This window comes from Pseudomonas sp. Pdm06 (genome assembly GCF_014851795.1).
In the GTDB taxonomy this organism is placed as follows: Bacteria; Pseudomonadota; Gammaproteobacteria; order Pseudomonadales; family Pseudomonadaceae; genus Aquipseudomonas; species Aquipseudomonas fluorescens_AA.
Map to the genome: position 1 here is coordinate 40,671 of NZ_JACVAH010000020.1, position 20,124 is coordinate 60,794.

The 20,124-nt window shown below is 62.7% G+C and carries 20 protein-coding genes; 14 read left to right on the plus strand and 6 right to left on the minus strand.

Annotated elements, in window-relative coordinates; translation table 11 throughout:
- The first annotated feature begins 4 nt into the window (after positions 1-4).
- A complete protein-coding gene (locus IB266_RS26900) occupies positions 5-595 on the plus strand; it encodes an LON peptidase substrate-binding domain-containing protein (RefSeq protein ID WP_192263518.1) in 591 nt (196 codons plus the stop codon).
- A 180-nt stretch (positions 596-775) separates the two neighbouring features.
- Here the strand turns inward: IB266_RS26900 and IB266_RS26905 are convergent, their stop codons facing one another.
- Complete coding sequence (locus IB266_RS26905; RefSeq protein WP_192263520.1) at positions 776-2,092, minus strand: bifunctional DedA family/phosphatase PAP2 family protein; 1,317 nt, start codon at positions 2,090-2,092, stop codon at positions 776-778.
- Between the two features lie 187 nt (positions 2,093-2,279).
- Complete coding sequence (locus IB266_RS26910; RefSeq protein ID WP_192263522.1) at positions 2,280-2,957, minus strand: DNA-3-methyladenine glycosylase; 678 nt, start codon at positions 2,955-2,957, stop codon at positions 2,280-2,282.
- Between the two features lie 196 nt (positions 2,958-3,153).
- Between IB266_RS26910 and IB266_RS26915 the strand changes: the two genes are divergently transcribed.
- The 13 genes from IB266_RS26915 (at position 3,154) to IB266_RS26975 (ending at position 16,516) form a co-directional block, all read left to right on the plus strand.
- On the plus strand, positions 3,154-4,425 hold the full coding sequence (locus IB266_RS26915; RefSeq protein ID WP_192263524.1) for a glutamate-5-semialdehyde dehydrogenase: 1,272 nt from the start codon (positions 3,154-3,156) through the stop codon (positions 4,423-4,425).
- A 1-nt stretch (position 4,426) separates the two neighbouring features.
- Positions 4,427-5,113, plus strand: a complete 687-nt coding sequence (nadD, locus tag IB266_RS26920) for a nicotinate-nucleotide adenylyltransferase (RefSeq protein WP_192263526.1) — start codon at positions 4,427-4,429, stop codon at positions 5,111-5,113.
- A gap of 71 nt (positions 5,114-5,184) precedes the next feature.
- Positions 5,185-5,679, plus strand: a complete 495-nt coding sequence (gene rsfS / locus IB266_RS26925) for a ribosome silencing factor (protein ID WP_058543147.1) — start codon at positions 5,185-5,187, stop codon at positions 5,677-5,679.
- Positions 5,680-5,688: 9 nt separating this feature from the next.
- A complete protein-coding gene (rlmH, locus tag IB266_RS26930) occupies positions 5,689-6,156 on the plus strand; it encodes a 23S rRNA (pseudouridine(1915)-N(3))-methyltransferase RlmH (protein ID WP_047229490.1) in 468 nt (155 codons plus the stop codon).
- Between the two features lie 9 nt (positions 6,157-6,165).
- Positions 6,166-8,061, plus strand: a complete 1,896-nt coding sequence (gene mrdA, locus IB266_RS26935; protein ID WP_060740479.1) for a penicillin-binding protein 2 — start codon at positions 6,166-6,168, stop codon at positions 8,059-8,061.
- Between the two features lie 31 nt (positions 8,062-8,092).
- Positions 8,093-9,196, plus strand: coding sequence for a rod shape-determining protein RodA (gene rodA / locus IB266_RS26940; RefSeq protein WP_192263592.1), 1,104 nt, complete (start codon positions 8,093-8,095; stop codon positions 9,194-9,196).
- 17 nt (positions 9,197-9,213) lie between these two features.
- On the plus strand, positions 9,214-10,224 hold the full coding sequence (gene mltB, locus IB266_RS26945) for a lytic murein transglycosylase B (RefSeq protein WP_060740480.1): 1,011 nt from the start codon (positions 9,214-9,216) through the stop codon (positions 10,222-10,224).
- On the plus strand, positions 10,224-11,234 hold the full coding sequence (locus IB266_RS26950; RefSeq protein ID WP_060740481.1) for a septal ring lytic transglycosylase RlpA family protein: 1,011 nt from the start codon (positions 10,224-10,226) through the stop codon (positions 11,232-11,234). The genes mltB and IB266_RS26950 overlap by 1 nt, the downstream gene beginning before the upstream one ends.
- A gap of 168 nt (positions 11,235-11,402) precedes the next feature.
- A complete protein-coding gene (locus IB266_RS26955; protein ID WP_060740482.1) occupies positions 11,403-12,560 on the plus strand; it encodes a D-alanyl-D-alanine carboxypeptidase family protein in 1,158 nt (385 codons plus the stop codon).
- 81 nt (positions 12,561-12,641) lie between these two features.
- Positions 12,642-12,917: a DUF493 domain-containing protein gene (locus tag IB266_RS26960; RefSeq protein WP_053125656.1), complete on the plus strand. Its 276-nt coding sequence runs from the start codon at positions 12,642-12,644 to the stop codon at positions 12,915-12,917.
- Entirely contained in the window at positions 12,917-13,564 is a 648-nt protein-coding gene (gene lipB / locus IB266_RS26965; protein ID WP_192263528.1) for a lipoyl(octanoyl) transferase LipB, read from the plus strand. Before IB266_RS26960 ends, lipB begins: the two co-directional genes overlap by 1 nt.
- Position 13,565: 1 nt before the next feature.
- Positions 13,566-14,588 carry a lipoyl synthase gene (lipA, locus tag IB266_RS26970; protein WP_014340371.1) on the plus strand — a complete coding sequence of 341 codons (1,023 nt, stop codon included), beginning with the start codon at positions 13,566-13,568 and terminating at the stop codon, positions 14,586-14,588.
- Between the two features lie 995 nt (positions 14,589-15,583).
- Positions 15,584-16,516, plus strand: a complete 933-nt coding sequence (locus IB266_RS26975) for a S66 peptidase family protein (protein WP_192263529.1) — start codon at positions 15,584-15,586, stop codon at positions 16,514-16,516.
- 127 nt (positions 16,517-16,643) lie between these two features.
- On the opposite strand, the gene IB266_RS26980 is transcribed toward IB266_RS26975, so the two are convergent.
- The 4 genes from IB266_RS26980 to lptE all read right to left on the minus strand — a co-directional run bounded on the left by IB266_RS26980 (position 16,644) and on the right by lptE (position 20,113).
- A complete protein-coding gene (locus tag IB266_RS26980; protein WP_192263531.1) occupies positions 16,644-17,966 on the minus strand; it encodes a lytic murein transglycosylase in 1,323 nt (440 codons plus the stop codon).
- A gap of 72 nt (positions 17,967-18,038) precedes the next feature.
- The gene (gene arfA / locus IB266_RS26985; RefSeq protein WP_030140368.1) at positions 18,039-18,203 is read right to left on the minus strand and encodes an alternative ribosome rescue factor ArfA; all 165 of its coding nucleotides are present in this window, start codon (positions 18,201-18,203) and stop codon (positions 18,039-18,041) included.
- 227 nt (positions 18,204-18,430) lie between these two features.
- Positions 18,431-19,468, minus strand: a complete 1,038-nt coding sequence (gene holA, locus IB266_RS26990) for a DNA polymerase III subunit delta (RefSeq protein WP_060740485.1) — start codon at positions 19,466-19,468, stop codon at positions 18,431-18,433.
- A gap of 39 nt (positions 19,469-19,507) precedes the next feature.
- Entirely contained in the window at positions 19,508-20,113 is a 606-nt protein-coding gene (gene lptE / locus IB266_RS26995) for an LPS assembly lipoprotein LptE (protein ID WP_192263533.1), read from the minus strand.
- Positions 20,114-20,124 lie beyond the last annotated feature (11 nt).

A 20,124-nucleotide genomic window follows, 5' to 3' on the forward strand; every position in this document is an offset into this window, starting at 1 on the left:
GGTTATGAGCTTGCCGCTTTTCCCGTTGAACACTGTGCTGTTCCCCGGTTGCATCCTCGACTTGCAGATTTTCGAGGCGCGTTACCTCGACATGATTGGGCGCTGCATGAAAAAGGGCGAAGGCTTCGGCGTGGTGTGCATCCTCGATGGCGAGGAAGTCGGCCTCGCGCCTGAAGGCTTCGCGCAGGTCGGTTGTGAAGCGCGCATCACCGATTTTTCCCAGCAGGACAATGGTCTGCTGGGCATTCGCGTGGAGGGTGGGCGGCGCTTTATCGTCCATGGCACCAGCGTCCAGGCGGATCAACTGATGGTCGCTGAAGTCGAGTGGCTGGAGGAGGAACCGGAGCAACCGCTGCAAGAGGAGGACGCTGACCTGGTGGCACTGCTCAAGGCCCTGGCCGAGCACCCGATGGTCGAGGCCCTGAACATGGGCACCGAAGCGACCGGCCAGCAATCGCTGGCCAATCAACTGGCTTACCTGCTGCCGTTCAATGAGCTGGACAAGATCGACCTGCTGCAACTCGACGACCCGCAACAGCGCCTGGATGCGATCCAGGCGTTGCTCGATGAGCTGCAGGGCGAACTCTTCGCCTGACTCAACTCATATTTCACTGAATACCACTGATCCCTTGTGGGAGCGAGCTTGCTCGCGATAGCGGAGGGTCAGCTTGCATCAATGGTGAATGTGCAGCCGTCATCGCGAGCAAGCTCGCTCCCACAGTGGTTTCGAGCTGCGCCAGGAATCTCCTGTGGGAGCGAGCTTGCTCGCGATTGCTTAATAGGCATACCGCAACATCGCATGGGGCAAATGCCGCAGCGCGAAGAAGCTGAACACCGCCACCAGCGCCGGCAGAATCAACCACCAGACTTTCGGTGGCATGGCCGGCAGCGGGCTCTGGCGCTGGCTCAGCCACAGGGAGGCGGCACAGATGCTGGCGGCCAGCATGGCGCCGGCGACGATGTCGCTCGGCCAATGGGCGCCCAGGTAGACCCGCGACAGGGCGATGGCCAGCGCCGGCAAGCAGCCCAGCAGCAGCCAGGTCAGGCGCAGGCGTGGCGGTTGACCGCGGCCGGCCAGGACGGCAAGGGTCAGGAACAGCGCGAACGCCCCGGAGGAATGGCCGCTGGGCATGCTGTAGCTGGTCAATGGGTCGGTGAGGATTTCCGGGCGCATCCGGGCAAAGAAGTGTTTGCTGCCGGTATTGGCCAGGGCGGTGACCAGCATCGTGCCCCCGGCGAAGATTGCCTGCCGCCATTGCCGTGCCAACAACAGCAACCCGGTCAGCAGGCTGCAGACAATCAACATGTAGCGGAATTCGCCGATCAACGTGAAGGTCACGGCGATTTCATCCAGCGTCGGGCTGCGATGTTCCTGGACCAGGGCCATCAAGCCCTGGTCGAATGCCGTCAGGTAACGAAAGCCGATGAACAGGCCGATCAGGATCACCAGGCCGATGCCGGCGATCAGCGCCGTGGCATGGCGATGGCGACGCAGGGTGCTGTTGACGCTCAGCCCGATCATCACCGCGATGCTGCCGATGACCACGCCGGCCTGTGGCCAGAACCCTTCGGGCAATGGCAGGCGGAATGCCGCCCCGGTGGCCCAGCCCGGCAACAGGTAGGCCACGGTCCAGCCCGCCGCGGCCAACACGCTGACGGCGGCGAAGCGCGGGAACGGCATGTCGCACATCCCGGCCACCATCGGCAACATGGGCCGTAGCGGGCCGATAAACCGCCCCACCAGCAGGCTGGCGATGCCGTAGCGCTGGAAATAGTTTTCCGCGGCGCTCATCCACTCAGGGTGATGCCGCAGCCCGGGTAGGCGGCGGATGTTCTGGTGGAAATGCCGGCCAAGGAAGTACGACACCAAGTCCCCCAGCAAGCCGCCGAGCAGGCCGAGCAGCAACGTCTCGCCCAGGGACAGCGCGCCGCTGCCGGCCAGCACCGCGATGGCAAACAACAGCACCGTACCCGGCACGATCAGGCCGGCGATGGCCAGGCATTCCACACAGGCGACGATGAACACCGCCACCGCCAGCCATTGCGGGTTGACGGTCAGCCAGCCGGTGATGCTATCGAGCCATGGGCCCATAAGGACAACTCCATTGAATAGTGATTGGCATGCAGTTTTTACTGTGTGAACGAAAATTCAAGATCACTGAAGATTCAAACTGTGGGAGCGGGTTTGCTCGCGAATGCGGTGTGTCAGTTGACATTGATTTATCTGACACACCGCATTCGCGAGCAAGCCCGCTCCCACAGGGGGATGCGGTATTTCATCAGGGCAGCAAAAAATAATCACGCCCTTCGACCTGCCCCCGTCGCAGCGGGTTACGGGTGCACCACGGTGCGTAGGCGGCATCGACGAAGCGATAGAGCAAGTGTTCATCCCGTCCCAATGGAATACCCAGGCGGGTGGTCTGGATCGCGTTGACCGTTGGCACGTCCACATCTTCCACCAGCAAGCGCTCGGGGTCGAAGCGCTTGGCGTCCCAGTCCGGCACTTTCAGCCCCAAAGCTTTGCACAACAGGGTCTGGCCGGCACAGAGTTTTTGCGGTGTGCGCGGCCGGCCTTGGGCGTCGGGGTTGTTCAATAGCATCTGCGCCAGGCTCGCCGGCCCGGAAAGGGTATCGACCCACGGGTAAGCCGATTTGATCAGCACTGCATTGCCTGGACCCTGGGCGCTGAAGTTCAGCGAATCGCCGCCCCGGGCGTAGTACATATAGATGTGTCCGCCATCCAGAAACAAAGCCTTACGTTTTTCCGTGTAGCCCAGTGAGGCGTGGCTGCCTTTTTCGGCAAAGTAATACGCCTCGGTCTCGATGATCCGCGCGCTGAGCCACAGGTCGCCGACCTTGTGACGAATGACTTTGCCCAGCAGGTCTTTGGCAAGGACCTGGGCGTCGCGGTCGAAAAAGGCGTGGGGCAGGGCGTTGGGCGATGGCAAATCGGTCATGGCGATAGACGAAGTGAGGCCAAAGGAAGCGCGATGATAGCAATGGAAAGCTTAATCACCGCTGAACACTCGCTTCAACCGGCTGTTTACGCCTGTTTTACTTCTCCGCCGGTCACCACTGCGAGTCCATGCTGTTAGTCGAGGGTTACGACAGCTATAATCTGCCGCTTTCCCCATCGCCAAGACCACACAGACCATGACTGAGTCCGTTCTTGACTACATGACCCGCCTGGGTCGCGCCGCTCGCGAAGCGTCGCGCATCATCGGCCTGGCCAGCACCGCGCAGAAAAACCGCGCCTTGCAGGCCGCCGCCAATGCGCTGGACGCTGCGCGCGCCGAGTTGTCCGCTGCCAACGAGCTGGACCTGGCCGCCGGCCGGGCCAATGGCCTCGAACCGGCCATGCTCGAGCGCCTGGCGCTGACCCCGGCTCGCATCGACGGCATGATCGTCGGTCTGCGCCAGGTCGCCGCCCTGCCGGACCCGGTCGGGGCGATCCGCGACATGAGCTACCGCCCATCGGGCATCCAGGTCGGCAAGATGCGCGTGCCCCTGGGCGTGGTCGGGATCATCTACGAATCGCGGCCGAACGTGACCATCGACGCTGCGAGCCTGTGCCTGAAGTCGGGGAACGCGACCATCCTGCGCGGCGGTTCCGAAGCCATCCATTCCAACCGTGCCATTGCCGCCTGTATCCAGCGCGGCCTGGCCGAGGCCGATCTGCCGGCGGCCGTGGTGCAGGTGGTGGAAACCACCGACCGCGCCGCAGTCGGCGCCCTGATCACCATGCCCGAGTTCGTCGATGTCATCGTGCCACGTGGTGGCAAAGGCCTGATCGAACGGGTCAGCCGTGACGCCCGCGTGCCGGTGATCAAGCACCTGGACGGTATCTGCCACGTCTACGTCAGTGCCCACGCCGAATTGCCGAAGGCCCAGCGCATCGCCTTCAACGCCAAGACCTACCGCTACGGTATCTGCGGCGCGATGGAAACCCTGCTGGTGGACCAGGCCGTTGCCCAGGACTTCCTGCCGTCGATGGCCGCCCAGTTCCGCGAAAAAGGCGTCGAACTGCGCGGTTGCGAGCGTACCCGGGCGATCATCGAGGCCGTTGCGGCCACGCAAGAAGACTGGGACACCGAGTACCTGGCGCCGATCTTGTCGATCCGCGTGGTCGACGGGCTGGACCAGGCCATCGAACACATCAACCGCCACGGCTCGCACCACACCGATTCCATCGTCAGTGAGCACCAGGGCGAAACCCGGCGTTTCGTGGCCGAAGTGGATTCGGCGTCGGTGATGATCAACACCCCGACCTGCTTCGCCGACGGTTTTGAATACGGATTGGGTGCCGAGATCGGCATTTCTACTGATAAGCTGCACGCCCGCGGCCCGGTGGGCCTCGAAGGCCTGACCTGCGAAAAGTACATTGTGGTCGGTGACGGCCAGTTGCGCGGACAGGAGCCGGTCTGACTTGGGCGACCTCGACCCGTCAGCCGCTGTGACGACGACAACTCCGCCCCGGCGCATCGGTATCCTGGGCGGCACGTTCGACCCGGTGCACATCGGCCATTTGCGCGGTGCGCTGGAAGTCGCCGACGCCCTGGCCCTCGATGAGCTACGCCTGACGCCCAGCGCCAGGCCGCCTCACCGGGACACGCCGCAGGTGTCAGCGCAGGACCGTCTGGCGATGGTCGAGTGCGCGGTGTCCGGTGTGGCACCGCTGGTGGTGGACGCCCGCGAATTGCAGCGGGACAAACCGTCCTACACCATCGATACCCTGGAGCTGATGCGCGCCGAACTGGCCGTTGATGCCCAGGTTTTTCTGCTTCTGGGCTGGGACGCATTTTGCGGCCTGCCCACTTGGCATCGCTGGGAAGAGTTGCTCCAGCATTGCCACATCCTGGTGTTGCAACGCCCGGATGCCGACAGCGAGCCGCCGGATGCCTTGCGCAACCTGCTGGCGGCCCGCTCGGTGAGCGACCCGCTGGCCCTGAAAGGGCCGAGCGGACAGATTGCATTCGTCTGGCAGACGCCGCTCGCGGTATCCGCCACCCAGATCCGTCAACTGCTGGCCAGCGGTAAGTCGGTACGTTTCCTGGTGCCCGACGCGGTCCTGGCCTACATCGATGCGCACGGGCTTTACCGTGCGTCGAACTGAAAAAGGCGCGCTTCAAGGCACGTGAATGCGTGTAGCGAAGCGCCCGAACATACGAGCAAAACGAGTTTTATATGACTGACAAAGACGTAAACAAAGTAAAGCGCAAGGGCACGTTCAAGAGCGCCCCGCTGCCTGTAGAGGCACATACCGGCGTGGCGCTGGTCGGCGAAGAGCTGGTCAAGGTGGCCGTGGCGGCCCTGGAAGACGTCAAGGCCCAGGACATCCAGGTGATCGACGTTCGTGAAAAGCAAAGCATCACGGACTACATGATCATCGCCACCGGTACCTCCAACCGCCAGATTGGCGCGATGCTGGACAAGGTCCGCGAAGCGGTCAAGGCCCAGGGCGTCAAGCCGCTGGGTGAAGAAGGCAAGGGCGACAGCGACTGGGTGCTGTTGGACATGGACGATGTCATCGTGCACATGATGACCGCCTCGGCGCGTCAGTTCTATGACCTGGAGCGCCTGTGGGCCGGTGCCGAGCAGAGCCGTTCGGCCAGCGCCGCGCACCACAGCCCGGAAAACCCCCATGAGCACTTCACCAAGCTCAACAAAGACCAGCAATAAGGGACCGCTGTGCGACTGCGCCTGATCGCCGTCGGTTCTCGCATGCCCAAGTGGGTGGAAGAAGGCTGGCATGAGTATGCCAAGCGTCTTCCCTCCGAGCTGGCCCTGGAACTGGTGGAAATTCCGCTCAACACCCGTGGCAAGAACGCCGACGTGGCGCGTTTCATCCGCCAGGAAGGCGAAGCCATGCTGGCCAAGGTCGGGCCGAACGAGCGCATCGTCACCCTCGAAGTCCATGGCAAGCCCTGGAGCACCGAGCAGTTGGCGGTGGAGCTCGATCGCTGGCGGCTGGACGCGCGCACGGTCAACTTCATGGTCGGCGGCCCGGAAGGGCTGGCGCCGGAAGTCTGTGCCCGGGCCGATCAGCGCTGGTCGTTGTCGCCGTTGACGTTGCCGCACCCGCTGGTTCGGATCCTGATCGGCGAACAGTTGTATCGTGCCTGGACAGTCCTGTCCGGGCACCCTTACCACAAGTAATCCTGCCCCATGCCCCAGCCGATCCGCATCAAGGACCACGAAAAAGACGCCCGTCTGGTACGGGGCCGCGTCGTGTTCGGTGCTATTACGGTGGTGACGCTGATCGGCGTGCTGATTGCGCGCTTGTATTTCCTCCAGGTGATCCAGTACGAGTACCACTCCACCCTGTCGGAAAACAACCGGGTGCACGTGCAACCGATTCCGCCGACCCGCGGGCTGATCTTCGACCGCAACGGCGTGGTGGTGGCGGATAACCGGCCCAGCTTCAGCCTGAGCATGACCCGCGAGCGCTCCGGTGACTGGCAGCAGGTGCTCGACGTGATCGTCGAAGTGCTGCAACTGACGCCCGAGGACCGGGCGATCTTCGAGAAGCGCATGCGCCAGGGCCGACGGCCGTTCGAGCCGGTGCCGATCCTGTTCGAGCTGACCGAAGAGCAGATCGCCCTGATCGCCGTGAACCAGTTCCGCCTGCCCGGCGTCGAGGTGGTGGCGCAGTTGGTGCGGCATTATCCCCAGGGGCCGCATTTCGCCCACTCGGTCGGCTACATGGGGCGGATCAACGAGAAAGAGCTCAAGACCCTCGATCCGGTCAATTACAGCGGCACCCACCATATCGGCAAGACGGGTATCGAGCGCTTCTACGAGCCCGAACTGCATGGCCAGGTGGGTTACGAGGAAGTCGAGACCAACGCTCGCGGTCGCGTATTGCGGGTGCTCAAGCGCACCGATCCGATCCCCGGCAAGGACATCGTCCTGAGCCTGGACATCAAGCTGCAAGAGGCCGCCGAAGCAGCGCTGGGCGGACGGCGCGGCGCGGTGGTGGCCCTGGACCCGAACACCGGCGAGGTACTGGCGATGGTCAGCCAGCCGAGTTTCGACCCGAACCTGTTCGTCACCGGCATCAGCTTCAAGGCCTACGCCGAGCTGCGCGATTCCATCGACCGGCCGCTGTTCAACCGTGTGTTGCGCGGCCTGTATCCGCCGGGCTCGACCATCAAGCCGGCCGTGGCGATTGCCGGGCTGGACTCCGGCGTAGTGACCGCTTCGAGCCGGGTCTACGACCCGGGTTATTACCAGTTGCCGAACTATGACCACAAGTACCGCAACTGGAACCGCACCGGCGACGGTTATGTGGACCTGGAAACGGCGATCATGCGTTCCAACGACACCTACTTCTATGACCTGGCCCACAAGCTGGGGATCGATCGGTTGTCGTCCTACATGAACAAGTTCGGTCTCGGCCAGAAAGTCTCCCTGGACATGTTCGAGGAATCCCCTGGCCTGATGCCTTCGCGCGAATGGAAGCGGGCGACCCGGCGCCAGGCCTGGTTCCCCGGCGAAACCCTGATCCTGGGGATCGGCCAGGGCTACATGCAGGCCACGCCACTGCAGTTGGCCCAGGCCACGGCGCTGGTGGCGAGCAAGGGCAAGTGGTATCGCCCGCACCTGGCCAAGACCATCGAAGGCCAGAAACCGGTGGACCCGGACCCGATGCCGGACATCATCCTGCGCAACCCGTCGGACTGGCAGAAGGTCAACAACGGCATGCAGCAGGTGATGCACGGCGCCCGTGGTACCGCCCGCAAGGCGTCCATCGGTGCGCAATACCGGATTGCCGGCAAGAGTGGTACGGCCCAGGTCGTCGCCATCAAGCAGGGCGAGAAGTACGACCGCTCCAAGGTCCAGGAACGCCACCGCGACCATGCCTTGTTCGTCGGTTTCGCGCCGGCCGACAACCCGAAGATCGTCGTGGCGGTCATGGTCGAGAACGGCGAGTCGGGTTCCGGCGTCGCCGCGCCGGTGGTGCGCCAGATCATGGACGCCTGGCTGCTGGATGAGCACGGCCAGCTCAAGCCTGAATACGCGAGCCCCATCACTGCGGAGGCTACGGCCCGTGAAGAATAATTTCGACCGGATCCTTTCCAGCGAAGACGTGATGCGCCGTCGCGCCACCTTGTTGCAGCGCATGCACATCGATGGCCCGTTGCTGATCCTGCTGCTGACCCTGGCCGCCGGCAGCCTGTTCGTGCTGTATTCGGCCAGCGGCAAGAGCTGGGACCTGTTGGCCAAGCAGGCCACCTCGTTCGGCATCGGCCTGGTGTCGATGATCGTGATCGCCCAGCTCGAGCCGCGGTTCATGGCGCGCTGGGTGCCACTGGCCTATGTGGTGGGGGTCTGCTTGTTGGTGGTGGTGGACATCATGGGCCACAACGCCATGGGCGCCACCCGCTGGATCAACATACCCGGGGTGATCCGTTTCCAGCCTTCGGAATTTCTCAAGATCATCATGCCGGCGACCATCGCCTGGTACCTGGCCAAGCGTTCCCTGCCGCCGCAGCTCAAGCATGTGTGCATCAGCCTGTTGCTGATCGGCGTCCCGTTCATCCTGATCGTCCGTCAGCCGGACCTCGGCACCTCGCTGCTGATCCTGGCCGGCGGCGCCTTCGTGCTGTTCATGGGCGGGCTGCGCTGGCGCTGGATCCTCAGCGTGATCGCCGCCGCCGTGCCGGTGTCGGTGGCCATGTGGTACTTCGTGATGCACGACTACCAGAAGCAGCGGGTGCTGACTTTCCTCGACCCGGAGAGCGATCCGCTGGGCACTGGCTGGAACATCATCCAGTCCAAGGCCGCCATCGGCTCCGGCGGGGTGTTCGGCAAGGGCTGGCTGATGGGCACCCAGTCGCACCTGGACTTTTTGCCGGAAAGCCACACCGACTTCATCATCGCCGTCATGGGCGAGGAGTTCGGCCTGGTGGGCATCTGCGTGTTGCTGCTGATCTATCTGCTGCTGATCGGCCGGGGGCTGGTGATCACCGCCCAGGCCCAGACGCTGTTTGGGAAATTGCTCGCGGGCAGCCTGACCATGACGTTTTTTGTTTATGTTTTCGTCAACATCGGTATGGTCAGTGGCCTGTTGCCGGTCGTGGGGGTGCCGTTGCCTTTCATTAGCTACGGAGGAACTTCGCTGGTGACCCTACTGTCAGCGTTTGGGGTTTTGATGTCGATTCATACGCATCGCAAGTGGATCGCGCAGGTTTGAATAAGGTGAAGAGTTCAATGCAAGCAATGCGCGGCTGGTCGACGCGATATGCGCCGTGGATCGGCCTGGTCGGCTTCCTGGGCAGTGCGTCGCAGGCCTTGGCCGGTGAATACGAAGGCTCGCCCCAGGTGGCCGAATTCGTCGGTGAGATGACCCGCGACTACGGTTTTGCCGGTGAGCAACTGATGGGGGTGTTTCGCGAGGCCGAACGCAAGCAGTCGATCCTCGATGCGATCTCCCGGCCCGCCGAGCGGGTCAAGCAGTGGAGCGAGTACCGGCCGATGTTCATCACCGAGGCGCGTATCGCCCGGGGCGTGGACTTCTGGCGCCAGCACGAGGCCGCCCTGGCCCGTGCCGAGCAGGAATACGGCGTGCCGGCCCAGGTCATCGTGTCGATCATTGGCGTCGAGACCTTCTTTGGCCGCAACACCGGGAATTTCCGGGTGATCGACGCGTTGTCGACCCTGGGCTTCGATTACCCGCCGCGTGCCGAGTTCTTCCGCAAGGAGCTGCGCGAGTTCCTGCTGCTGGCCCGTGAAGAGCAGGTCGATCCGTTGACCCTCAAGGGTTCCTACGCCGGGGCCATGGGCCTGCCGCAATTCATGCCCAGCAGTTTCCGCGCCTACGCGGTGGACTTCGACGGCGACGGCCACATCAATATCTGGACCAACCCGACCGATGCCATCGGCAGTGTCGCCAGCTATTTCAAGCGCCACGGCTGGGAAGCCGGCCAGCCGGTGGTCAGCCGTGCCGACGTGCGTGGCGAGCAAGTGGACGAGGGCCTGACCGAGGGCATCGAGCCGACGAAAACCGTCGGGGAGTTGCGGGCGTTGGGCTGGTCGAGTCATGATGCGCTGCGTGACGACATGCCGGTCACCGCGATGCGCCTGGAAGGCGAACAAGGCCCCGAATACTGGATGGGCCTGAAGAATTTCTACGCGATTACGCGTTATAACCGCAGCGTGATGTACGCCATGGCCGTATATCAACTGTCTGAAGAGCTGGTCAAAGCACGGGGCGTCAAATAATGCGGGCATTGCCTACCTATCAACCCCTGAAGCTCGTGGCGTTGGCCGCGCTGTCGCTGTTGGTCGTCAGTTGTTCGACCAGCCGCGCGCCGGCCCAGAAAAACACCACCGCCGTACGCGCGACGCCGGGCCTGGACATCAACCGGGCCCACAAGGACGGCGCGCCGTGGTGGGACGTGGATGTCTCGCGCATCCCCGACGCCACGCCGACCCTGCACACCGGTCCCTACAAGGCCAACCCGTACACGGTGCTGGGCAAGACCTATTTCCCGATGGCCGAGTCCAAGCGCTACGTGGCCTCGGGCACGGCGTCCTGGTACGGCACCAAGTTCCATGGCCAGAACACCGCCAATGGCGAGGTCTATGACCTGTATGGCATGAGCGCGGCCCACAAGACCCTGCCGCTGCCCAGCTATGTGCGGGTGACCAACCTGGACAACAACAAGAGCGTGATCCTGCGGGTCAACGACCGTGGGCCGTTCTATTCCGACCGCATCATCGACCTGTCGTATGCGGCGGCGAAAAAACTCGGTTACGCTGAAATCGGCACCGCCCGGGTCAAGGTCGAAGGCATCGACCCGCAGGAATGGTGGGCCCAACGTGGCCGTCCGGCGCCTTTGATGCTCAACGAGCCGAAAGTGGCGCAAAATGCCGCGCCAACCGTGACGGCGTCCACCGGCACGGTCGAGCAGTGGACACCACCGCCGCAGCAACACGCCGCGGCCGTGCTACCCGTGCAGATCGATGCAAAAAAAAACGCTTCTGCAACAGCGTCTGGCCAGTTTCTGCAAGTGGGCGCGTTCGCCAACCCGGACGCTGCCGAGCTGCTGAGGTCGAAGCTAAGCTCGATGGTGAGCGCCCCGGTGTTCATCAGCTCGATCGTGCGCAACCAGCAGACACTGCATCGGGTGCGCCTGGGGCCGATCGGTTCTCCGGGTGAAGTCCAGCAGGTGCAGAACAGTGTGCGCCTGGCCAATCTCGGTTCGCCGAGCCTGGTCACCGCTGAGTAATTGAATGAGGCTCGCTTGCGGTTGGAGCGGGTCAGGTTGTTGGCTCCATGAATAATAAAAGCCCGGCAAGGGCAGTGAGTGAGCAACTTAAATACGCGGCAGCTCGTTAGAAAGCTGCCTGTTTCAGTTTTGCCTTCGGGCAGTCCCATTAGCGATTTCGAGAGACGGATGAACATCACCACCTTTGCCAAACGCCTTTGCCTGCTAGTCCCGCTGCTTCTCTCACCGGCCGCGTTCGCGGTCGAGATGATGCCGGCTCCCCCTCAATTGGCCGCCAAATCCTTTGTGCTCATGGATGCCAGCAGCGGCGAGGTGCTGGTAGAGAACAACGGTGACCAGCGCCTGCCACCGGCCAGCCTGACCAAGCTGATGACCGCCTACATCGCTACGCTGGAAATCCGTCGCGGCCAGATCGGTGAAAACGATCCGGTGACCGTCAGTGAAAACGCCTGGCGTACCGGCGGTTCGCGGATGTTCATCAAGGTCGGTTCGCAAGTGACCGTCAGCGACCTGCTGCACGGCATCATCATCCAGTCCGGCAACGACGCCAGCGTCGCCCTGGCCGAGCACATCGCCGGCAGCGAAGATGCGTTCGCCGACATGATGAACAAAACCGTGGCCGACCTGGGCATGACCAACAGCCACTTCATGAACCCCACCGGTCTGCCGAACCCTGAGCACTATTCGTCGGCTCACGACATGGCGCTGCTGGCCCGGGCAATCATCCACGAAGACCCGGCCCACTACGCCATCTACTCCCAGAAGGAGTTCTTCTGGAACGGCATCAAGCAGCCTAACCGCAACCTGCTGCTGTGGCGCGACAAGACCGTCGATGGCCTGAAGACCGGTCACACCGACGAAGCCGGCTACTGCATGGTGTCTTCGGCTGTGCGGGATGGCATGCGCCTGATCGCTGTCGTCTTCGGCACCAGCAGCGAAGTGGCCCGTGCCGCCGAGACCCAGAAGCTGTTGACCTACGGCTTCCGTTTCTTCGAAACCCAGACCTTCTACCAGAAGGGCACCGAACTGGCCCAGGCCCAGGTCTGGAAAGGTTCGAGCAACCAGGTCAAGGCCGGCCTGGCCCAGGATCTGACCATGACCCTGCCCAAAGGCCAGCTCAAGAAGCTCGCTGCCAGCATGACCATGAACCCGCAACTGACCGCTCCCATCGCCAAGGGCGACGTGATCGGTAAAGTCGAAGTCAAACTGGACGACAAAGTGGTGCACAGCGCTGACCTGATCGCTCTGGACGCGGTCGAGGAAGGTGGTATCTTCCGCCGCATCTGGGATAGCATCCGTCTATTCTTCTACGGCTTGTTCAACTGATCGAAGTGTTGACCTGCATGGCCTCGTTCCCATCCGGAGCGGGGCCATGTGCGTTACCACGGCTTACGAGGCCGTTACGCCATGACAGACTCTGAAGTAAAGGCGCCAAAAATCGAATTTCCCTGCGCGGATTACCCCATCAAGGTAATCGGCGACACCGGCGTGGGGTTCAAGGACAAGATCATCGCGATCCTTGAAAAACATGCCACCGTTGACCACAAGACCCTGGCCGAGCGCCAGAGTACCAACGGCAAGTACACGACGATCCAGTTGCACATCATTGCCACCGGTCAGGAACAGCTCTACGACATCAACAGCGAGCTGCGAGCGACCGGTTTCGTGCACATGGTGTTGTGATGCCGGGCACGCTGGGCTTTCGCGAGCTGGGCACGATGGCCTACGAGCCGGTCTGGCATGCCATGCAACGCTTCACGAACGAACGCGGTACCACCGCCGACGATGAAGTCTGGCTGGTGGAACACCCGCCGGTGTTCACCCAGGGCCAGGCCGGCAAGGCCGAGCACCTGTTGCTGCCGGGGGATATCCCGGTGGTGAAGGTCGACCGGGGCGGGCAGGTGACCTACCATGGCCCTGGCCAGCTGGTCGCCTACCTGTTGCTGGATGTGCGCAAGCTGGGGTTTGGCGTGCGCGAGCTGGTCACCCGCATGGAAACGTGCCTGATCGAGCTGCTGGCCAGCTACGGTGTGGCGGCGGCGGCCAAGCCGGATGCGCCGGGTGTCTACGTCGATGGGGCGAAAATCGCCTCCCTCGGCTTGCGGATCCGCCATGGCTGTTCGTTTCATGGCCTGGCGCTGAACGTGGACATGGACCTGGCGCCATTCCGACGGATTAATCCCTGTGGTTACGCGGGACTGGCGATGACCCAGTTGAGCGAGCACGCAGGATCGATTGAATTTGCCGAGGTAAGTGCCCGGCTGCGCGCGCAGCTCGTCAAACACCTCGACTATGCTGAGCAGACGACCCTCACGGGCGGAATCGACTGATATGACTACTGATGCAGTGCAAACCATGATCCCGACGCTGGACGTCACCGAGCGTCCGGCCCCGCGTGCCAAGGTAGAGGCCGGCGTCAAGCTGCGCGGCGCCGAGAAGGTTGCACGCATCCCGGTCAAGATCATCCCCACCACCGAACTGCCGAAGAAACCCGACTGGATCCGCGTGCGCATCCCGGTTTCCCCGGAAGTCGACCGCATCAAGGCCTTGCTGCGCAAGCACAAGCTGCACAGCGTTTGCGAGGAAGCTTCCTGCCCGAACCTGGGCGAGTGCTTCTCCGGCGGTACCGCCACGTTCATGATCATGGGCGACATCTGCACCCGTCGTTGTCCATTCTGTGACGTCGGCCACGGCCGTCCGAAGCCCTTGGACACCAACGAGCCGGAAAGCCTGGCCATCGCCATTGCCGACCTGAAACTCAAGTACGTGGTCATCACCTCGGTGGACCGTGACGACCTGCGTGACGGCGGTGCCCAGCACTTTGCCGACTGCATCCGCGAGATCCGCAAGCTGTCGCCGAACGTACAGTTGGAAACCCTGGTGCCCGATTACCGTGGCCGCATGGACATCGCCCTGGAAATCACCGCCGCCGAGCCGCCGGATGTGTTCAACCACAACCTGGAAACCGTACCGCGCCTGTACAAGGCCGCGCGTCCGGGGTCGGATTACCAGTGGTCGCTGACCTTGCTGCAGCGCTTCAAGCAGATGATGCCGCACATTCCGACCAAGTCCGGCTTGATGCTGGGCCTGGGTGAGACGGATGAGGAAGTTATCGAGGTCATGAAGCGCATGCGTGAGCATGACATCGATATGTTGACCTTGGGGCAGTACTTGCAGCCGTCCCGTAGTCACTTGCCGGTGCAGCGTTTTGTGCACCCGGATACTTTTGCCTGGTTTGCTGAGGAAGGGTACAAGATGGGCTTCAAGAACGTGGCTTCGGGGCCGTTGGTGCGGTCTTCGTATCATGCGGATGAGCAGGCTAAGTTGGTCAAGGCTGAGCTGCTCGGATCCTGATTTTTTAGCGTTGGTTTTTGGGGTGGTGTGCATATCCGTTTTTGCGTAACGGCGGCTTATGGTTCCGCTCTTACAGCGGGTCACTTTTGAAGAGCGCAAAAGTAACCAAAACGCTTTTGCCCCACCACTCGGCACCTCGCCTAGGCTCGGTGTGCCCGAACGCAGGCATTGCTCCGTGGGCCGCCGCGAAGGGCCATCCATGGCCCAGCGCGGCTACCTCGGCATCCATGCCGAGGTGCCCACTGCGCAATGCCTGCGTTCGGCCATCGTGGTTAACGGGGCGCCCCAGATCAAAAACCGAAGCGAGGCGGCCTGACAGCCGGCCTGTTTCTTGATGACTGTACTCATCCTGTGGGAGCGAGCCTGCTCGCAAAAGCGGAGGATCAGTTTGTGGTGATGTTGGCTGTGCTGACGTCATCGCGAGCAAGCTCGCTCCCACAGGTTTTTGTGTTGTGTGCAAATGCTGTGATCACCCACAGGTTTTTGTGTTGTGTGCAGATGCTGCGATCACCCGCAAGTCCATGTGGGAGCGGGCTTGTGTACCTGCCCAGATATTGTGAACACCGCCAGGCCCTGTGGGAGCGAGCTTGCTCGCGATAGCGGTACTTCAGTTACATAGATGCTGGATGTGTCGTGCTTTGCTTTGCTTTGCTTTGCTTTGCTTTGCTTTGCTTTGCTTTGCTTTGGATCTTGATCTTGATCTAGGCGCCCCGTTAAACCACGCTGGCCGAACGCAGGCATTGCGCAGTGGGCATCCCGGCATGGATGCCGGGATAGCCGCGCTGGGCCATGGATGGCCCTTCGCGGCGGCCCACGGAGCAATGCCTTCGTTCGGGCATGCCGAGCCTAGGCGAGGCACCGAGTGGTGGGGCAAAGCGTTTTTGGTTACTTTTGGCGCTCTTCCAAAAGTGACCCGCTGTAAGAGCGGAACCATAAGTAGCCGTTACACAAAAAACGGATATACACACATAACAAGCCTACAAAGCGGGAAACGCATGGACCTAGCCCCACACCACCCCGTACCAGCCCTCCCTCAAGAAGGCTTGATCGCCGTGATCGCCCCCGCCGGCCCCGCCCCCCTGGACACGGAAAAAGCCATCCAATGGATGCGCGCCCGAGGCCACGAGCTGCGAATACTCCCAGGCGTCTACGAAAAAAACGGCTACCTCGCCGGCAGCGACGAAATACGCCTCAACGACCTGCACGCCGCCTTCGCCGACCCAGAAGTCAAAACCATCATCTGCCTACGGGGCGGCTACGGCACACCGCGCCTGCTGGATCGCATCGACTTCGACCTCCTGCGACGCAACCCCAAGCCATTCGTAGGCTACAGCGACATCACCGCCCTGCACCTGGCCATCAGCCGTTACGCAGGCTTCGTGACGTTCCACGGCCCGCTGCTCAACGCCGATCTGCTGGGCGACAAGGAACCCCCAACCGTCACCTCGTTTTTCAGCCTGCTGCGTGGACAGTTGAAGGCCGGCAGCGAACTGAACCACCCCGCGGCCTACCCATTGACCACCGTCGAGCCAGGCATCGCCTACGGACGTCTGCTGGGCGGCAACCTGTCGATCATTGCCGCGACCATGGGCACGCCTTATCAGGTCGACGCCGAAGGGGTGATCCTGTTCATCGAAGACGTCAACGAGCCGCTGTATCGCATCGACCGACTGCTGACCCAACTGCGCCTGGCTGGCACGTTGGCGCAGCTGCGCGGCGTGTTGGTGGGGGACGTGGCCGGGGTCGATGTCGAGGCGTTGAACGGGCTGCTCAAGCAGACCTTCGCGCCATTGCGCATTCCGGTGCTGTCCGGCTGGCGCAGCGGGCATTGCGATCCGAACCTGACCTTGCCCATGGGGGCGCTGGTGACGCTGGATGCGGGGGAGAAGAGGTTGGTGTTGGAGCAGGATGTGGTGGTCAGTCGTTAGTCATGTAGCGCTTGGGAATCAGCCATCGCGAGCAAGCTTTGCTCCCACGGCTCGCTCCCACAGGTTGATTGGGAACACCTGTGGGAGCGAGCTTGCTCGCGATAGCGGCAGTCGCCAATAAGGCGAATCAGCGGCTACGCAATGCCTCCAGCAACTGCTGTGTCGGATACCCATCCGCCGGCCAGCCGAACGACTGCTGAGCGCTGCGGATGGCCTTGCGGGTGTTGGCGCCGATGATGCCGTCGGGGTTGCCCGCGTCGTAGTTGTGCTTGCCCAGCAGGGTTTGCAATTCGATGCGTTCGCTGCGGCTCAGGGGCAGGTCTTCCTTGGGCCACTGGCCGTAGACCAGCCCGCCGTCGGTGAAGCGCTTTGACAACAGCCCGACCGCCAGGGCATAGGACGACGAGTTGTTGTACTTGAGGATGGCACGGAAGTTATCGAAGATCAGGAACGCTGGGCCGCGATGGCCGGCCGGCAGGAGCAGGGACGCCGATAGTTGCCTGTCATCCGGGGCGATCGGCAAGCCGCCATATTCTGAAACGCCCAGCCGAATCCATTCGGAGACGGGCTTGCGGATCGTGCCATCGGCCAGCGTGTAGTCGAAGCCCTCGGCGAGATCGACCTCGAACCCCCACGGCTGGCCACGTTGCCAGCCGGAGCTTTGCAGGTAATGCGCAGTCGAAGCCAAGGCATCGGTGGCGCTACCCCAGATGTCGCGGCGGCCGTCGCCATCGAAATCCACCGCGTGGGTGTTGTACGTGGTGGGAATGAACTGGGTCTGGCCCATGGCGCCGGCCCAGGAACCGAGCATTTTTTCCGGTGTGATATCGCCCTGTTGCAGGATTTGCAGCGCGGCGATCAATTGCGCATGGGCGAAGCCCGGGCGTCGTCCTTCGTAGGCCAGGGTTGCCAGGGAGTTGATCACCGATTTGCTGCCCTGGAACTGGCCAAAGTTGCTCTCCATGCCCCACACAGCCACCAGCGCTTCGCGATCGACGCCATAACGCTGTTCGATGCTTTGCAGGACCTGGGCGTTCTGCTGGATCAGGCTCTTGCCTTTGTTGACCCGCAGTGGCGACAGCGCGCCATCGAGGTATTCCCACACGGGGCGGGTGAATTCCGGCTGGCTGCGGTCGGCCTTGATCACGCTCATGTCCGGGCTGACGCCGATAAACGCACGGTCGAACAAATCGGCGCGGATCCCGGCGGTCAGGGCTTCCCTGCGAAACCCGGCCTGCCATTCAGCGAAGGTCTGGGTGGGCGCAATGGCCAGGTCATCACCGGTGGGCACCACGGGCGGCACGATGGCCGGAGCGGTCACGGCGGGAACGGTCTGGAGCGGTTGGGCGTCGGCGGCGGTAGGTTTTTCGGCGCAGGCGACAAGCAGGACAACGCTTGCGGCAACAATCATTTGGCGCAGTGGCCAACGATGGGAAAGACAGAAGGGCATGCACGGGTCCAGAAATACAAATCAGGTGCTGACCTTAACATGCGAAAGGGGCGTAGGGCTTGTCCGAGTGTTTCAAGCGGCCAGAAAGCAAGAAGCCTCCCAGTTGTCAGACTGGAAGGCTTCGCGGCGGTAGCTGCCTTTGCCCTTGGCGGGTCGTTCCTGGCGGCTGCGGAACAGGGGCTGGGCGACGATGGACTTGGCCTTGTTGGGGCCATGCCTGGATGGCTTTTTGCTCATGATGGTGTCTCTCGTGGGGGTGATTTTGCGGTGCAAATCATGGGGCAGAGTTGGGGGGCTGTCCAGTCCCTGCCTGCGAGAGAAATTGTCGCCTGAAATAAAGCTTTCGTGGCGAGGGAGCTTGCTCCCGCTGGGCTGCGAAGCAGACCCAAAAAACAGGGCCGCTTCGCGCCCCAGCGGGAGCAAGCTCCCTCGCCACAAAAAGCCCTCTGGCTTGAATAGTGTGTTTACTCGGCAGGCAACGCCAGTCGTTGACCGGCCATCAACAACGACAACCGGCTCAGGCTCATCCACGGCGAGCCGGCGGCCTGGCCCTTGATCTGCGCATCGATGCGCTGGGCTTCGAGCAGCAATTGCGCCCAGCGCGGTGCGGAATAACGTTGCAGGGCCTTGCTCATCAGGGGTTTGCGCTTGTCCCAGACGGGCGGGCGGGCCTGGCTGAAGGCCTTGTCCAGCGGTACGCCCTGGCTGTACTGCAGGGACAGGTTGGCCAGCAGGCGCAACTCCCGGGCCAGGGCCCAGAGGATCACCGGCGGCTCGACGCCTTCGCCCCGCAGGCCTTCGAGCATGCGCAGGGCATGGGCGGCTTCACCGTTGAGGATCGCATCGGTCAGGCCGAAGACATCGAAGCGTGCACTGTCGGCCACGGCAGCCTGTACCGTTTCTACGGTGATCTGCCCGCCTTCGGCCATCAGCTTGAGCTTTTCGATTTCCTGGGCAGCGGCCAGCAGGTTGCCTTCGACCCGGGCGGCTATCAGTTCCACCGCGTCCTGGCTGGCCGAGAGGCCGGCCTGGGACAGGCGTTGGCGGATCCAGCTGGGCAACTGGCTGACATCCACCGGCCAGATCTGCACGAACTGGGTCTGCTGGCCCTCGACCAAGGCCTTGCCCCATTTGGTCTTCTGCGCGCTGCCGTCGAGTTTCGGCAAGCTGATGAGCAGCACCGTGTCCTCGGCCGGGCGTGAGCAATATTCGATCAGCGCAGCGGCGCCCTTGTCCCCGGGTTTACCGGAGGGCAAGCGCAGTTCCAGCAGGCGTTTTTCGGCGAACAACGACATGCTCGCCCCGGCCTGCAGCAGCGTGCCCCAGTCGAAACTGGCGTCGGCGGCGAAGACCTGGCGTTCGTCGAAACCTTGCTGGCGTGCGGCAGTGCGGATGGCGTCGGCGGCTTCCTGGCACAGCAGCGGGTCATCGCCACTGATGATGTAGACCGGCGCGAGGGCGCCTTGCAGGTGTTTGCCGAGTTGGGCGGGAGCGAGCTTCATAAGAGAAAGCGAGCGGGGCGCCGGAGCGCCCCGCAAGGCTTATTCAGCCGGGATCTGCATCGGCGACTGTTGCGGGGTTTCCGCTTCAGCCTTGCGCGCCGCTTCCAGGGCTTCGGCCTCGGCTTTGGCCTTGGCGTCGGCGGTCTGTTGCAGCTGGTCCAGTTGGGCCGGGTTCAGCTGTTGCAGGCGCAGCATCATGCGTTGTACGAGGTCACGACGCATTTCTTCGCGCACTTCGCTCGACTCCTGGTCGGAACCGGTGATGTTGTTGCCATCGTGCAGGTAGACCTTCTGCACTTGCAGCTTGTCGTCCAACAACACCAGATCGTTCTGGCCGCGGATCTCATAGCTCAGCACGTTGTTCAGTTCGTACTCGGCCGACCGACCGGCACCGGCATAGCTCAGGCTGCGCTGGGTTTGCTGTTCACGGGTCAGTACCAGCTTGTACGGCGCCCCGCCGTAGACTTTCACACCGCTGTTTTCCAGGCTGGCGCGCAGCAACTTGACGGTGTCGCCATAGGCGTCCCGTGCGCTGAGGTCCAGTTCCTTGATTGCCAGCTCGGTGGTGCCGGTGCCGCGCAGTTGGAAGCCGCAGGCGCTCAACAGGACCGCCAGGCCCACTACCAGCAGATTACGTTTGATCATCTTGTTGCTCC

What these genes read in the sequence shown, in the direction of transcription:
- IB266_RS26905 (WP_192263520.1), bottom strand. Translation starts at nt 2,092, where the DNA reads ATGGGCCCATGGCTCGATAGCATCACCGGCTGGCTGACCGTCAACCCG.
- lptE (WP_192263533.1), bottom strand. Translation starts at nt 20,113, where the DNA reads ATGATCAAACGTAATCTGCTGGTAGTGGGCCTGGCGGTCCTGTTGAGC.
- IB266_RS26975 (WP_192263529.1), top strand. Translation starts at nt 15,584, where the DNA reads ATGGACCTAGCCCCACACCACCCCGTACCAGCCCTCCCTCAAGAAGGC.
- IB266_RS26910 (WP_192263522.1), bottom strand. Translation starts at nt 2,957, where the DNA reads ATGACCGATTTGCCATCGCCCAACGCCCTGCCCCACGCCTTTTTCGAC.
- mrdA (WP_060740479.1), top strand. Translation starts at nt 6,166, where the DNA reads ATGCCCCAGCCGATCCGCATCAAGGACCACGAAAAAGACGCCCGTCTG.
- IB266_RS26900 (WP_192263518.1), top strand. Translation starts at nt 5, where the DNA reads ATGAGCTTGCCGCTTTTCCCGTTGAACACTGTGCTGTTCCCCGGTTGC.
- holA (WP_060740485.1), bottom strand. Translation starts at nt 19,468, where the DNA reads ATGAAGCTCGCTCCCGCCCAACTCGGCAAACACCTGCAAGGCGCCCTC.
- arfA (WP_030140368.1), bottom strand. Translation starts at nt 18,203, where the DNA reads ATGAGCAAAAAGCCATCCAGGCATGGCCCCAACAAGGCCAAGTCCATC.
- lipA (WP_014340371.1), top strand. Translation starts at nt 13,566, where the DNA reads ATGACTACTGATGCAGTGCAAACCATGATCCCGACGCTGGACGTCACC.
- IB266_RS26955 (WP_060740482.1), top strand. Translation starts at nt 11,403, where the DNA reads ATGAACATCACCACCTTTGCCAAACGCCTTTGCCTGCTAGTCCCGCTG.
- IB266_RS26980 (WP_192263531.1), bottom strand. Translation starts at nt 17,966, where the DNA reads ATGCCCTTCTGTCTTTCCCATCGTTGGCCACTGCGCCAAATGATTGTT.
- rodA (WP_192263592.1), top strand. Translation starts at nt 8,093, where the DNA reads ATGCGCCGTCGCGCCACCTTGTTGCAGCGCATGCACATCGATGGCCCG.
- IB266_RS26915 (WP_192263524.1), top strand. Translation starts at nt 3,154, where the DNA reads ATGACTGAGTCCGTTCTTGACTACATGACCCGCCTGGGTCGCGCCGCT.
- rsfS (WP_058543147.1), top strand. Translation starts at nt 5,185, where the DNA reads ATGACTGACAAAGACGTAAACAAAGTAAAGCGCAAGGGCACGTTCAAG.
- IB266_RS26950 (WP_060740481.1), top strand. Translation starts at nt 10,224, where the DNA reads ATGCGGGCATTGCCTACCTATCAACCCCTGAAGCTCGTGGCGTTGGCC.
- mltB (WP_060740480.1), top strand. Translation starts at nt 9,214, where the DNA reads ATGCAAGCAATGCGCGGCTGGTCGACGCGATATGCGCCGTGGATCGGC.
- IB266_RS26960 (WP_053125656.1), top strand. Translation starts at nt 12,642, where the DNA reads ATGACAGACTCTGAAGTAAAGGCGCCAAAAATCGAATTTCCCTGCGCG.
- lipB (WP_192263528.1), top strand. Translation starts at nt 12,917, where the DNA reads ATGCCGGGCACGCTGGGCTTTCGCGAGCTGGGCACGATGGCCTACGAG.